Origin of the sequence: Bacillus sp. PAMC28748 (assembly GCF_014250415.1) — a bacterium.
GTDB lineage: Bacteria > Bacillota > Bacilli > Bacillales > Bacillaceae > Bacillus > Bacillus licheniformis.
The window spans coordinates 1,049,124-1,062,731 of record NZ_CP060192.1 but is presented as its reverse complement, the minus strand read 5'-3'; the positions used below and the strand labels follow the sequence as shown (position 1 = coordinate 1,062,731).

General features: G+C 47.9%; 12 protein-coding genes and 1 riboswitch. Of the genes, 10 read left to right on the top strand and 2 right to left on the bottom strand.

Features of this window, described 5'->3' with window-relative positions; translation table 11 throughout:
• Positions 1-70 precede the first annotated feature (70 nt).
• Positions 71-832 carry an ABC transporter ATP-binding protein gene (locus H7F26_RS05430; protein ID WP_003177734.1) on the top strand — a complete coding sequence of 254 codons (762 nt, stop codon included), beginning with the start codon at positions 71-73 and terminating at the stop codon, positions 830-832.
• A complete protein-coding gene (locus tag H7F26_RS05425; protein ID WP_003177730.1) occupies positions 822-2,762 on the top strand; it encodes an FtsX-like permease family protein in 1,941 nt (646 codons plus the stop codon). The genes H7F26_RS05430 and H7F26_RS05425 overlap by 11 nt, the downstream gene beginning before the upstream one ends.
• A gap of 152 nt (positions 2,763-2,914) precedes the next feature.
• Here the strand turns inward: H7F26_RS05425 and H7F26_RS05420 are convergent, their stop codons facing one another.
• Positions 2,915-4,996 (bottom strand): glycosyltransferase family 39 protein, encoded by a 2,082-nt coding sequence (locus H7F26_RS05420; protein WP_009329949.1) that lies wholly within the window; start codon positions 4,994-4,996, stop codon positions 2,915-2,917.
• 204 nt (positions 4,997-5,200) lie between these two features.
• On the opposite strand from H7F26_RS05420, the gene yhfH reads away from it, so the two are divergent.
• From yhfH to aceA, 3 genes are read left to right on the top strand one after another with little or no spacing between them, the layout of a single operon-like run.
• Positions 5,201-5,338: a protein YhfH gene (yhfH, locus tag H7F26_RS05415; protein WP_003186519.1), complete on the top strand. Its 138-nt coding sequence runs from the start codon at positions 5,201-5,203 to the stop codon at positions 5,336-5,338.
• Positions 5,339-5,380: 42 nt separating this feature from the next.
• Complete coding sequence (gene aceB / locus H7F26_RS05410; RefSeq protein WP_003186517.1) at positions 5,381-6,970, top strand: malate synthase A; 1,590 nt, start codon at positions 5,381-5,383, stop codon at positions 6,968-6,970.
• A 14-nt stretch (positions 6,971-6,984) separates the two neighbouring features.
• Positions 6,985-8,256: an isocitrate lyase gene (gene aceA, locus H7F26_RS05405; protein ID WP_003186515.1), complete on the top strand. Its 1,272-nt coding sequence runs from the start codon at positions 6,985-6,987 to the stop codon at positions 8,254-8,256.
• A gap of 51 nt (positions 8,257-8,307) precedes the next feature.
• Here aceA and H7F26_RS05400 read toward each other — a convergent pair whose 3' ends face one another.
• Positions 8,308-8,466, bottom strand: a complete 159-nt coding sequence (locus H7F26_RS05400) for a hypothetical protein (protein ID WP_003186513.1) — start codon at positions 8,464-8,466, stop codon at positions 8,308-8,310.
• A gap of 202 nt (positions 8,467-8,668) precedes the next feature.
• A riboswitch (TPP riboswitch) is annotated at positions 8,669-8,773 on the top strand.
• A gap of 111 nt (positions 8,774-8,884) precedes the next feature.
• Between H7F26_RS05400 and tenA the strand changes: the two genes are divergently transcribed.
• From tenA to licT, 5 genes are all read left to right on the top strand, one after another.
• A complete protein-coding gene (gene tenA, locus H7F26_RS05395) occupies positions 8,885-9,571 on the top strand; it encodes a thiaminase II (protein WP_009329941.1) in 687 nt (228 codons plus the stop codon).
• Positions 9,568-10,167, top strand: coding sequence for an ECF transporter S component (locus H7F26_RS05390; RefSeq protein WP_003186510.1), 600 nt, complete (start codon positions 9,568-9,570; stop codon positions 10,165-10,167). The genes tenA and H7F26_RS05390 overlap by 4 nt, the downstream gene beginning before the upstream one ends.
• The gene (locus H7F26_RS05385; protein WP_003186508.1) at positions 10,142-11,734 is read left to right on the top strand and encodes an ABC transporter ATP-binding protein; all 1,593 of its coding nucleotides are present in this window, start codon (positions 10,142-10,144) and stop codon (positions 11,732-11,734) included. Before H7F26_RS05390 ends, H7F26_RS05385 begins: the two co-directional genes overlap by 26 nt.
• Positions 11,731-12,465 (top strand): energy-coupling factor transporter transmembrane component T family protein, encoded by a 735-nt coding sequence (locus H7F26_RS05380; RefSeq protein ID WP_003186507.1) that lies wholly within the window; start codon positions 11,731-11,733, stop codon positions 12,463-12,465. The genes H7F26_RS05385 and H7F26_RS05380 overlap by 4 nt, the downstream gene beginning before the upstream one ends.
• Positions 12,466-12,659: 194 nt before the next feature.
• Positions 12,660-13,493, top strand: a complete 834-nt coding sequence (gene licT, locus H7F26_RS05375; RefSeq protein ID WP_003186505.1) for a BglG family transcription antiterminator LicT — start codon at positions 12,660-12,662, stop codon at positions 13,491-13,493.
• The last annotated feature ends 115 nt before the right edge of the window (positions 13,494-13,608 follow it).

Genomic DNA, 13,608 nt, shown 5'->3' with positions numbered 1-13,608 from the left:
CGCTTAATCGAAGGAAAACGGCTGCCTTCCTTTCTATAATAAAAATATCCAGTAAAAAGGAGATTTTAAAATGATGATTTTAGAAGCGAAAAAAATACGAAAAAGCTATGGAAATAAGCACAATAAACACGAAGTGTTAAAGGGAATCGACCTTCAGATTCAAAAGGGGGAATTTGTCAGTATTATGGGCCCGTCTGGTTCAGGCAAAACAACATTGCTCAATGTTCTGTCCTCTATTGACCAGGTGAGCGGCGGAACGATTAACATCAACCAAGCTGAGATGACGAATATGAAGGAAAAACAGCTTGCCGAGTTCAGGAAGCAGCATTTAGGATTTATCTTCCAAGAATACAATTTGCTCGATACGCTGACAGTGAAAGAAAATATCCTTCTGCCGCTGTCGATTACGAAAATATCAAAAAAAGAAGCCGGTCAAAAGTTTGAGGAAGTCGCGAAAGAATTAGGCATCTTCGAGCTGAAGGATAAATATCCGAATGAAATTTCCGGGGGGCAAAAACAGCGCACATCAGCAGCCAGGGCGTTTATTCATGAGCCGAGCATTATTTTCGCTGACGAACCGACCGGTGCGCTTGATTCGAAATCCGCATCAGACTTGTTAAACAAGCTGAGCCAATTAAATCAAAAGCGCCGGGCCACAATCGTTATGGTTACCCATGATCCCGTCGCCGCGAGCTTCTGCAGCAGAGTGGTTTTCATTAAAGACGGACAAATTTATACGCAGCTGAATAAAGGCGGACAGGACAGGCAGATGTTCTTCCAGGACATCATGAAGACGCAAGGCGTGTTAGGCGGGGTTCAGCATGAGCATTAATCAGCTGATCATCCGCAACCTGAAAAAAAATATACGGAACTATTACCTTTATGTGTTTGCGTTGATCTTCAGCGCAGCGCTTTATTTTGCGTTTGTTACGCTCCAGTATGATCCAGCGATCAATGAAGTGAAGGCATCGATAAAAGGCGCAGCGGCTTTGAAGGCAGCTTCCATTCTCCTTGTGGCAGTAGTAGCGGTGTTTGTTTTGTATGCCAATACGATATTTATCAAAAGACGAAGCAAAGAAATCGGTTTATTCCAATTAATCGGCATGAGGAAGCAAAAAATCTTCCGCATCTTAAGCTTGGAAAATGTCATGCTGTATTTCGGCTCTTTGGTCATTGGGGTGTTTGCCGGGTTTTCGATCTCAAAGCTCGTGCTCATGATTTTGTTTAAAATTGTAGATGTTCAAGCCGAAGCCAAATTGAATTTTTCCGTCGAAGCGCTTGTGCAAACCGTCATTGTATTCTGCGGCATCTACCTTCTCGTAATGGTGATGAATTATGCGTTTATCAAAAAGCAGAGCATTTTATCTTTATTTAAAGTGACATCAGCTACGGAGGATAAGGTAAAGAGAATATCCGTTTTCCAAATGATCATCGGCTTATTGGGCATCTTGTTTATTTTATCCGGATACTATGTATCCACTGAGCTTTTCAGCGGAAAATTCAAGACCGTAGATGAGCTGTTTTATGCGATGAGCTTTATTCTCGGAACCGTCATCATCGGAACGTACCTCTTCTATAAAGGATCGGTCAGCTTTGTCTCCAACATCATCCGCAAAAGCAAAGGAGGCTACTTGAATATTTATGAAGTGCTGTCCCTTTCATCGATCATGTTCCGGATGAAATCAAACGCCCTATTATTAACAATCATTACCACCGTTTCGGCGCTGGCGATCGGATTGTTATCCTTGAGCTATATTTCGTACTATTCTGCAGAGAAAACCGCCGAACAAAACGTGGCGGCTGATTTCGCCATGACAAATCAAAAGGATGCAAAGCGTTTTGAACAACTTTTGGACGAAAATAACATTTCCTACAGCAAAAAAGAAATTCATGTCATTCAAGCGGTTTTTAATCTGGAACAAATTGTCGATGGAGATCCTGAAAATATGGCTGGAGACCCGGGGAAATTGCCCCTCGCCGTGGTCAGCGATGCAGAGATTGCCGGGATGGACGTGCCAAAAGGAGACGTCATTTTTTCAGGATATACCGACCTTCTCCAGAAATTTATGGCTTTAAAAGAGACCGGTGCCGTTAAGGTAAAGAGCAGGCATGAGACAATCCCATTAAACTATTTAGGCTTGAAAAAAGAGTCTCTTTTATCCTTCAACTTTACCAGCGGCGGATTGCCTGTTGCCGTTGTAGATGATGCGCTGTTTAAACGTCTTAGCCAAGACAAAGATCCAAAGCTGCAGCAGAAGCCGAGCCTTTTTTACGGAATCAATTTAAAACATGAAGATCAGCTTCAGCAGGCAAATGAGCTGTTTGCAACAGTGAATCAAAACGATCAGCATTTATCGCTCCTTGATGCAAGCACAGCTCAAAAATCGCTTTTCGGCCTTGCCATGTTTATTGTAGGCTTTTTAGGACTAACGTTTCTGATCACTTCAGGATGCATCCTATATTTTAAACAAATGGACGAAAGCGAAGATGAGAAACCGAATTACACGATTTTGAGAAAACTCGGTTTCACACGGAACGATCTGTTGAAGGGGATACGAATCAAACAAATCTACAACTTCGGCATTCCATTAGTTATCGGCCTGTCTCACAGCTACTTCGCCGTCCAGTCCGGCTGGTTCCTATTCGGGGCAGAGCTGTGGACGCCGATGATCATCGTGATGGTGCTGTACACCGTCCTGTACTCTATTTTCGGCTTGCTTTCCGTTCTTTACGGCAAGAAAGTGATCAAGTCGGCGCTGTAGCTGAGTCATGTGGAATCTCGCGTCGCTTGAAGGAAAACGATGACCCTATATGGAGAAAAACTCCTTTACCATATTGAACATCATCCGCCGGTTATTTTCAGAAAAGCATAATCAAAAGCCCATCGGACTCATCCGATGGGCTTCCTCATTTTCTACAGCTCAACCTTGTAGAGCGTTTGCCGCTGTCCGCCGCCTGGGCCGCCTCTTGCACCCTGCTGTGCGAAGCTGTCTGTACTGCTGTATTGGTCAGACGAAATTTCGGTTCCGTTTTCTTTGATCCAGGAGACGAGCTCGCTGTTGCCTGAGTTTTCACTAATCAGGAAGTATTTTACTCTTCCTTTTTTGATGAGGTTTTTCAGTTCACTGACCGACAGGATCGGGTCTGTGCCGTTGAAGCCTCCGAGCGCCATGACATTTTCGTCGGCATTGATGATATACGTGGCTGCGGTTACCGTTGTCAATGTCGCGAAAAGGTACTCTTCGCCGGTATTATTTTCCCGGAGGTATGTGAGCAGTCCTGTGTCCACGTCCGAGCTGAACATTCCGCCTCCGTTGGAGCTTTGCAGCTGAGGCCCTGATTCAGGAAGAACGCTGTTCCCTCCGTAAAGGATCGGTGTTGCCGACCAATAGACCGGTGTCAAAAGAAGCACGCACAAGCTGATGATGGTGAGCTGCTTTCCGAATGGATGGCGTCGCTTCAGCATCAGTAAGGCGATGGTGACACCCAGCCCCAGGATTCCCATGACATACATCCAAGCGCTGCCGATTTGGTTTGTATAAGCGCTTAAAATGTACACTTGGAATGCTGCTGTCGTGAGAACGGCTGCCGGCAGCAGATAGCTTGCCCAGTCTTTATGATTGTTGTAAAGGCCGTACATCGCGTACCATCCGATTCCTGACAGAGCGGCGATCGGCGGCGCCATCATAATCAAGTAGTAGTGGTGGAAGAATCCGGCGATGCTGAAGAACCCGGCGACAGGAACGAGCCATGCAGACCAAAAGATCGTTTCTTTCATTTCGCCTGCTTTTTCGCGGCGGCCGCGAAACCAGGTGATGATCGTGCCGAGCAGTCCTAATAATGCAAATGGGAGCATCCAGCTGATTTGGCCCGATAAAGCCGATTGGAAGAGCCTCAGCGGTCCTGCGTCACCGGTGCCGAACATGTTCATGCTTTGTCCGCCGCCTTGACCTCCGCCTGGGCCGCCATTGCCTCCGGGACCGCCGTTGCCTCCGCCCGGTCCGCCTCCGGCTGGCGGCTGGCTGCCGCCGTTTGCCCCTTGAGAACTGCCGTCTGCCGAACCGCTCGCACCCGGCGGCTGCATCGCGCCGTTTTGTCCATTGGAGCCGCCGGACGAACGGTTTCCGTTCTGAGCTTGCGCATTGCCGTTCGGCTGCTGCATGTCTCCTCCAAAGCCGTTCATATCGCCGCGGGCGTTGCCCGTCGTCTGGCCGAGAAGCCGCTCAGTGCCGTTGTAGCCGAAAGCCAGTTCAAGCACAGAGTTGGTTTGGCTGCTTCCGACATATGGGCGGCTGTCGGCTGATGTATAGTCGACAGCAAGCGCCCAAGAAAGCGAAATGCCGGTGAGGACAATAAGCGATAAAACCGCTGAAACGATTTTTTTCTTCCAATTCGCATGGGCCGCAATGAGATAAAACAGCAAGAACGCGGGAAGCACCATGAATGCCTGAAACATCTTCATATTGAATCCGAGGCCGATGAGACCGAATGCAGCGAGAAGCCAGATCAGCCTGCCTTGTTTGACCGCCTTCATCAGGCACCATGTACCAAGTAGGAGCGTGAAGACGAGCATGCTGTCGATATTATTCGTTCGGCTTACGGCGACTGCGATCGGCGTCAGCGCCATCACCAGCGCTGAAATGCGGGCGGCGCCTTTTCCGAATTTCGGCTTTATCAGTGCGTAAAGCAGATAGATGGAACCCGCCCCTGCAAGCGCCTGCGGCAAAATCACACTCCACGTATGCACGCCGAAGATTTTCGCAAATATAGTCTGAATCCATAAAACGACAGGCGGTTTATCTACTGATACGAATCCGGAAGAGTCGAATGACGCGAAGAAGAAATTGTGGAAGCTTTGCGTCATGCTTTTGACTGCTGCCAAGTAATACTGGTTGGCGGCATCGTCCAGCCAAATGTTATATGTATTCAGAATAAGAGCTGCCAACAAAATTAGAACCAGAATGACATCAAGTTGTTTGTTTTTTATTTTCATCATCACTTTCACCTCTTTATGTTCCCTATTCTAGAAGAAAAATATGAACAAGCTATGAATAAAAAGAGAACAATCTATTTTTGTTTGAATGGAAAAAAATAAATATTTTTTGGAAAAAGGTGTGTACATTTTCATTTTTGCGCTGTATACTGTACTACAACAGAAATATAAAACATAAAACTGTTCTATAAAAAGGAGGTTATACAAATGAGCTTGAAAAGTCCGATGGAATTTTTCAGAACGCTTCCGAAAAAAACGTGCCCTGAATGCGGCGAAAAGATGGAGGAGCAGGCTGAATCTTACTTCATGGAATGCGAGCGCTGTCTTGCCAAAAAAGGCGAGTAGGCAAACTGTTTTATAACAAAGCATGTAAAGGGGTAGGGAGACATGAAAACAGAGGAGAAGAGAATTCATATAACCGGATCGATAAATCCGCATTATGAAGAGATTTTGACAAAAGAAGCGATGGAGTTTATCGGACGTCTTGAACGCCATTTCGGGGGAAGAAGACGGGAATTGCTGCATTTGCGGACGATCAGGCAGGCTGAAATTGATCAAGGGAAGAACCCTTGTTTTTTGGCGGAAACGAAGCACATCCGCGAGGCGGACTGGACAGTCGCGCCGCTCCCCCGGGATTTGGAGGACCGCAGGGTTGAAATCACTGGCCCGGTCGACAGAAAAATGGTCATCAACGCTTTAAATTCAGGAGCGAAAGTCTTTATGGCCGACTTTGAAGATGCGAACTCGCCGACGTGGAAAAACTGCATTGAAGGCCAGGTTAATTTGCGGGATGCGGTCCGCGGGACGATTTCTTTTACGAATGAACAGGGCAAACGCTATGAGCTGAAAGAGAACCCCGCCGTTATCATGGTCAGGCCGAGGGGATGGCACTTGGAAGAAAAGCATGTGCTGATCGGCGGCAGGCCCGTGTCAGCAAGCCTGTTCGATTTTGGTCTTTATTTTTTCCATAACGCAAAAGAGCTGATCAAAAAAGGAAGCGGCCCTTATTTCTACCTTCCAAAAATCGAAAACCACCTGGAAGCAAGGCTGTGGAACGACGTATTTGTTTATGCGCAAAACGACTTGCGCATTCCGCAGGGCACGATTAAAGCGACGGTTCTCGTTGAAACGATCCTGGCGGCCTTTGAAATGGATGAAATCCTCTACGAATTGAAGGAACATTCAGCCGGGCTTAACTGCGGCAGGTGGGATTATATTTTCAGCTTTATTAAGAAATTCAGGAACAGGGATGAAGTCATTCTTCCAGATCGCTCAGCCGTGACGATGACAGTTCCCAACATGAGAGCCTACTCCCTCTTGGCGATTCAAACGTGTCATAAACGCAACGTCCATGCGATTGGGGGAATGGCGGCGCAAATTCCCGCTAAAGACAAACCTGAGATCAATGAAGCCGCATTTGCCAAAATCCGCGAAGATAAGGAACGTGAAGTAAAAGACGGCCATGACGGAACATGGATCGCGCATCCCGGCATGATTCAAACGGCGCTCGATGTATTCAATCAGCATATGCCGTCGGCGAACCAGATTCATAGAAAGCGGAAAGACGTAAAGGTCGAGGAAAAAGACTTGCTGGAAGTACCGAAAGGCAGAATTACAGAAGCAGGCGTCCGTACCAATATCAGCGCCGGCATCCGCTATTTAGCTTCATGGCTGTCGGGCAGAGGCGCCGCTCCGATCGACCACTTAATGGAGGACGCTGCAACGGCGGAGATTTCCAGAGCCCAGCTGTGGCAATGGATTCGCCATCCGAAAGGAGTTCTTGACGATGGCCGGAAAGTCACCGCGGAAATGGTCAAGATGATGAAAGAGAAAGAAATGCAGAAAATCATCGATGAAGCAGGCGTGGAACATTTTCGGAGCGGCCGGTTTGAAGAGGCCGGACAGTTATTTGAACAGCTGATTTTGGATGATGAATTCGCGGAGTTTCTAACGATACCGGCTTATGAAAATATATAATGGGGGAATGTGCGATGCTGAAAGAAAAACAACTCGCAGAAAGCTGGGAGCATGATGAACGCTGGAAAGGGATCACAAGGCCGTATGAGGCGGCAGACGTCATTCGGCTGAGGGGCACGCTCGAGATTGAATACACGATTGCAAGGCGCGGCGCCGAAAAGCTGTGGAAGCTTCTCCATACAGAGGATTTCGTCCCGGCGCTGGGCGCTTTGACCGGAAACCAAGCCATGCAGCAAGTAAAGGCCGGATTGAAAGCGATTTATTTAAGCGGCTGGCAGGTGGCTGCCGATGCAAATATGTCAGGGAGCATGTATCCTGACCAAAGCCTTTATCCGGCAAACAGCGTCCCGGAAGTCGTCAAAAAAATCAACCGCACGCTGCAGCGCGCCGATCAAATCCACCATATGGAAGGAAAGGAAGACATCGATTGGTTTGCTCCGATTGTGGCCGACGCTGAAGCGGGCTTCGGCGGGCAGCTGAATGTGTTCGAGCTGATGAAAAGTATGATTGAAGCCGGCGCCGCGGGAGTTCACTTTGAAGACCAGCTGTCGTCTGAGAAAAAGTGCGGGCATTTGGGCGGAAAAGTGCTGCTTCCGACGCAAACGGCGGTACGTAATTTGATTGCCGCGCGCCTCGCCGCAGACGTGATGGGAGTCCCGACCATTCTTATTGCCCGCACGGACGCGAATGCGGCAGACCTGATCACAAGCGACGTCGATTCATATGATGCACCGTTTTTGACGGGAGAGCGAACAGCGGAAGGGTTCTTCAAAACAAAGCCTGGCCTTGATCAGGCGATTGCCAGAGGTTTGGCGTATGCGCCGTATGCCGATTTGATCTGGTGTGAAACGTCTGAGCCGAATATTGAAGAAGCCCGCCGGTTTGCACAGGCGATCCATGAAAAATTCCCGGGCAAACTGCTCGCCTACAACTGCTCCCCTTCGTTCAACTGGAAGGCCAAACTGGATGACAACACCATCTTGAACTTTCAGAAACAGCTCAGTGAAATGGGCTATAAATTTCAATTTGTGACATTGGCGGGCTTCCACGCCTTAAATCACGGCATGTTTGAATTGGCCCGCCAATATAAGCACCGCGGAATGGCGGCGTACTCTGATCTGCAGCAGGCCGAGTTTGCCAGCGAAGTCCACGGCTATACGGCGACAAGGCATCAGCGCGAAGTCGGAACGAGCTACTTTGATGAAGTCGCCCAGGTTGTGACAGGCGGGACTTCATCAACCACTGCACTGAAGGGATCGACTGAAGCGGAACAGTTTCAATCATAAAAACGTGAAAAAGCCGCCCGTCATTGGGCGGCTTGCTTGTTGTCTATCAAGTTAGCAATTGACATCATTGGAAGGGGCGGTAAAAGAGTTTTCCCTAATAACAGTCAGTGTCTGATGATTCCTGTTGTTTGTTTTGGCCGGCCGGTTGTCTTTGCTGAAAGAATAGAACAAATACACGGCCATTGTCAAAATCAAGATAAACATCATCATAAATATCCCCTCCAAATTTTTTGTCTTCACTATATAAGACGAACAAGCCCGGAAAAGGTTTCAGAAAATTTATATTTTTCTATAAATATTTCCGATTGCCGACTTTCTGTATGAAACCCGGCGGTTCTATACAAGAATAAAACTGAAAAACTCAGGTTGACATCATAACCATTGATGTGTAGAGTAAAAGTTAATGTAATAGGAAGTCCACTAGGGGAGCCGTAAGCCGGCTGAGACAAGAAGCGATCTTGGACCCTTTGAACCTGATCTAGTTCATACTAGCGTAGGGAAGTGGAGCCGGTGTCTTAATGATTTCATCATACTAAGGCCGCTCCATTTTGGGGCGGCTTTTTTGCGTATAAAGCCGCTTGCCCCCCTGTGCCTTCCTATAAAACCGATTGCTAAGGAGGCTATCTACATGAGTTTTTCCGCAGAACTTCGCCGCGAGGCAGACCCTATTTTTGAAGCCATTTTTGAGCATCCGTTTGTACTGGGGCTGGCGTCCGGGAGGCTGGAAAAGGAGCAGCTTATTCATTATGTAAAGCAAGATTACGAGTATTTGAATGCCTTTATTCAAATCTACGGAATTGCGATTTCCAAGTGTCAAAATCGAAAAGATATGGAAATGTTTCATGAGCAGATTTCATTTGTGCTAGACAGCGAAGTGCACCCGCACAAAAACCTGTGCCGGGCCGCTGGGGTGGAGTACGAAACTCTGCAGGGCTATCCGCTTGCGCCTTCCGCCCATCATTATGTCCGCCATATGCTGACGGCGGCGCACGAAGGTACGCTGGGAGAGATATTAGCCGTCTTGCTGCCTTGTCCATGGACATATTGGGAGATCGGAAAAAAACTGATGAAGGACGTTCAGCCTGATCCATCGCATCCATTTTATGACTGGATCTGTTTTTACGGAAACAGAACGGATTCAATCACGACAAAGTTTTGCGCCCGCCTGGATGAATGGGCCGAAACAGCGGGCAAGGCTGAAAAAGAAAAAATGAAGGAGCTCTTTTTGCAAAGCTGTCAGCTTGAATACGGCTTTTGGGAGATGGCTTATACGGTTGAAGATTGGCCTGTGGAAATGGGGGCGGTGAGACGATGAATTGGAACATGAAAGAAGTCGTCATGACAGTCATCTTGTCTGTGGCATGCGGCGTCATTTATTTAGGGTGGTCTACCTTGTGGATCCCTGTTTCAGCTATCGTCGGGCCCGTCGGAGCGAACTTTATGTTCGGCATATGGGTGATCGCCAGCCCGATTGTCGCTTATATCATCCGTAAACCGGGTGCGGCGCTGATTGCCGAGACGGCAGCTGCGGCGGTCGAACTGCTGACCGGAAGCCATTTTGGGCTTTCAGCATTATTAATCGGTGTGTTCCAGGGAGCCGGTGCGGAAATCGCGTTTGCGATCTTTCGCTATAAGCGCTATAACTTGTTTACCCTTATGCTTTCCGGTGCGCTAGCCGCGGTGGGGAGCGCGACATACAGCCTGATGGCAAACGGTTTTGCCTACTATACGACGCAAACGCTGATATTGACGCTTATCATCCAAATCATCAGCGGCATTGTACTCGGCGGCTGGCTGGCAAAAGCCGTTGTCGAAGCGCTTGCGAAAACGGGAGTCCTGAACCAGTATGAGATCATGAAAGAACACCGGAAGAAGGATGATGCCGATGCGTTCATTTCTCGGATGCAGTAACCTTTCCGTCCGTTTTTATCATCGTCCTGAAACAGTCTTGGACCGGGTCTCGCTGTCGATTGAGCAGGGAGAAAAAGTGCTGATACTCGGGCCGAGCGGAAGCGGAAAATCGACGCTGTTGTCCGTGCTTTCCGGCATCATTCCTGAACATATCGAAGCTGAAGTCACAGGCGAGGTCAACCGCAGAAAGAGCGCCGGCGTTATGTTTCAGGATCCGGATTCGCAGTTTTGCATGCTTCATGTTGATGAGGAAATCGCGTTTAGCCTTGAAAATCGATCCGTTCCGCCAAAAGATATGGACCGCATCATCTCGGAGCTGATGGAGCTGGTCGGTTTAAAGATAGATAAGAAAACGCCGATCGAAACCTTGTCAGGCGGTATGAAGCAGAGGCTGGCATTAGCGTGCCTGCTCGCTTTGGAGCCTGAAGTGCTGTTTTTTGATGAGCCGACGGCGCAGCTGGACCCGGCCAGCCGGCAAGACATCTTTGCCTTGCTCCGCGACGTTTCCCGAAAAAGCGGACAGACGATGGTGTTCGTCGAACACGTGCTGGACGGCTGTATCGAGTGGATGGACCGAGTCATCCTTTTCAATGAAAAGGGACAGATCATCGCTGATGGAAAGCCGGAAGAAATCGTCAAACATTTTCAGCCGGAAATGAAAGCGGCAGGCATCTGGCAGCCCAAACTGTACCCCGCAGTATGGGAAGATGTTACCACACAAGATGATCATCCGCTCGCCGTCAAGCTCTCTTCTACATTGAAAATGAAAGAGGAGGAAGCGAAAAACAGGCCGTCAGCAGACAGGGACATATTGATCCGCACAGAGGACGCGGCGATCGGCTATCGGAAAAAGATCGTTGCCGACGGCATCAACCTGGAGATTCCAAGAGGGGAATGGATTTCCGTCATCGGCGGGAACGGCAGCGGAAAGAGTACGTTTTTAAAAAGTCTGATCAGGCTTGAAGCGGTCAAAAAAGGGCGCATTTATCTGGAGGGCCGGGAGCTGAAGAAATGGTCCGATCGTACGCTTTACGAGAAGGCCGGCTTTGTCTTTCAAAACCCCGAGCTTCAATTTATTCGGGACACGGTGTTTGACGAGATCGCGTTCGGAGCGAGACAGCGGAGCTGGCCGGAGGAGCAGGTCGAAAGGAAAACGGCTGAATTGCTGCAGGAATTCGGACTTGATGGTCATCAAAAAGCGCATCCCTTTACATTAAGCCTTGGGCAGAAACGGCGTTTAAGCGTTGCGACGATGCTTTTGTTTGACCAGGATTTGCTGCTGCTTGACGAGCCGACATTCGGTCAGGACGAAAAGACGGCAAAAGAATTGATCAAGCGCTTAAAGGAGCGGCAGGAACGGGGAACGACGATTGTGATGGTGACGCATGACATGGACATCGTAGACGAGCACTCCGACCGGGTCATCGTATTTCATCAAGGGAAAGCGGCATATCAAGGAACGCCGTATCAATTGTTCTCTGACCAAGACCTGGTCCGCCGCTTTTCATTGATACCGCCGCTTCACTACCGGTTCATGCACGAAAGAAAGGAGAGGGTTCCCGTATGAAAAGCAATGGTTCACTTCTTTCGGCATTGAACCCGAGCGCCAAGCTCTTTTCCCACCTCCTGGTCATGTGCATTCTCATGTTTGTTTCAAATCCGAAACCGACTTTTTTCATTTGGCTGTTTGCGGTTGTCATCGGGATTTTTTTCGGGGGATGGACTTTGTCTTATTTAAGTAAACGGCTGCTGCCTTATCTTATTTTTTTTATTCTCGTATTTTGGATGATGGCCGCTTTTGGGAAAGGCGAGGAAACGATTTGGGAATGGGCCTGGTTCCGCGTTACCGAGGAAAGCGTCGGCAATGGGCTGACAATCGCGCTGCGGATGCTCGGCTTTGTCACATACGGTCTCTTGTTTACGTCAACAACCGATTTGACGCAGTTTATTATGAGCCTGATTCATCAATGCAGATTGTCGCCTAAATGGGCTTATGGCTTGCTGGCCGGCTTCCGTTTTGTCCCGCTTTTTCAGTCGGAGCTTTCGCAAATGAAGGCGGCGCACAAAATCAGGGGCTATAAGCAAAAAAACAGCTGGAAGGCGTTTATTCGCTATGCGCTGCCGTTGTTTTCGCAAGGCATCCGCAAATCGGAAAGAATCGCCGTTGCCATGGAAGCGAGAGGGTTTACCGGTACAAAAGACCGCACCTACTATCAAACAGCGGGGCTTTCCGGAAAAGACTTCGTATATTTTGCGGGTCTGGCATCAGTCGCAGCGGGGATTTTGCTCACTTTTTAAGAAGGTTTTTTACAGGGCCGCCTTGCGGCTCTTTTTTTATAAACCCGGGTACAGGCGGGCATTCTGTAAAATGCAAACATTTCGGACGTTGACTGAAATATATTGACCTAGGCCAAAAAGGTTGTACAATCAATGTGTACCATTTGAAAAAAGAAGTATAAAAAAATCCCCTTAAAAGATGGGAGTGGCGCGATGTGAAAATTGCCAAAGTGATCAACAACAATGTGATCAGTGTTTTAAATGAACAGGGTCAGGAATTAGTGGTCATGGGCAGGGGAATCGCTTTTCAAAAAAAGCCTGGCGAAGCGGTGGATGAATCGAGAATCGAGAAGATTTTCAGGCTTGATAATAAAGATGTATCAGAAAGGTTTAAGACGCTGTTGGACGAAATTCCAATTGAATTTATGGAAATGTCTGAAGAAATTATCTCCTATGCGAAATTAAAGCTCGGCAAAAAGCTGAATGACAGCATTTATGTCTCGCTGACCGACCATATTCATTTCGCCGTCGAACGGCATAAAAAGGGACTGGATATTAAAAATGCCCTGCTTTGGGAGACGAAACGGCTGTATAAAGATGAGTTCGCCATCGGCAAAGAGGCGCTGGCCATCATTGAAAAGAAGACGGGGACAGCTCTTCCGGAGGATGAAGCCGCCTTTATCGCGCTCCATATCGTAAACGCCGAGCTGAATGAAGAAATGCCGAACATCGTCAATATTACGAAAGTCATGCAGGAGATTTTAAGCATCGTCAAGTATCACTTTCATATCGAATTTGACGAAGAATCGCTTCACTATTACCGCTTCATTACCCATTTGAAATTTTTCGCCCAGCGGCTGTTCAGCGGAACCTATATGGAAAGCCGGGACGACTTTTTATTTGAAACCGTCAAAAATAAGTACCGGGACGCTTATGTTTGTACAAATAAAATCAGGCAGTATATCGAAAAAGAATACGGTCATCAGCTGACAAACGAAGAGCTTCTGTATTTGACGATTCATATCGAGCGAGTCGTTCATCAAAAATAGAGGATGATATCAAATGAAAGCGTTGACAATTGGATAAATGTATGCTACTTTTTACTTACATCAACTTATACAGGTTGTTAGGATTGTTACTGATGATGCAGGCAAAACCTAAATG

Bases quoted from the DNA above. Each gene is read 5' to 3' on its own strand.
- H7F26_RS05390 (WP_003186510.1), top strand. From the start codon at position 9,568: ATGAATTGGAACATGAAAGAAGTCGTCATGACAGTCATCTTGTCTGTG.
- yhfH (WP_003186519.1), top strand. From the start codon at position 5,201: ATGAGCTTGAAAAGTCCGATGGAATTTTTCAGAACGCTTCCGAAAAAA.
- H7F26_RS05425 (WP_003177730.1), top strand. From the start codon at position 822: ATGAGCATTAATCAGCTGATCATCCGCAACCTGAAAAAAAATATACGG.
- H7F26_RS05380 (WP_003186507.1), top strand. From the start codon at position 11,731: ATGAAAAGCAATGGTTCACTTCTTTCGGCATTGAACCCGAGCGCCAAG.
- H7F26_RS05430 (WP_003177734.1), top strand. From the start codon at position 71: ATGATGATTTTAGAAGCGAAAAAAATACGAAAAAGCTATGGAAATAAG.
- H7F26_RS05400 (WP_003186513.1), bottom strand. From the start codon at position 8,466: ATGATGATGTTTATCTTGATTTTGACAATGGCCGTGTATTTGTTCTAT.
- aceA (WP_003186515.1), top strand. From the start codon at position 6,985: ATGCTGAAAGAAAAACAACTCGCAGAAAGCTGGGAGCATGATGAACGC.
- H7F26_RS05420 (WP_009329949.1), bottom strand. From the start codon at position 4,996: ATGATGAAAATAAAAAACAAACAACTTGATGTCATTCTGGTTCTAATT.
- H7F26_RS05385 (WP_003186508.1), top strand. From the start codon at position 10,142: ATGCGTTCATTTCTCGGATGCAGTAACCTTTCCGTCCGTTTTTATCAT.
- aceB (WP_003186517.1), top strand. From the start codon at position 5,381: ATGAAAACAGAGGAGAAGAGAATTCATATAACCGGATCGATAAATCCG.
- tenA (WP_009329941.1), top strand. From the start codon at position 8,885: ATGAGTTTTTCCGCAGAACTTCGCCGCGAGGCAGACCCTATTTTTGAA.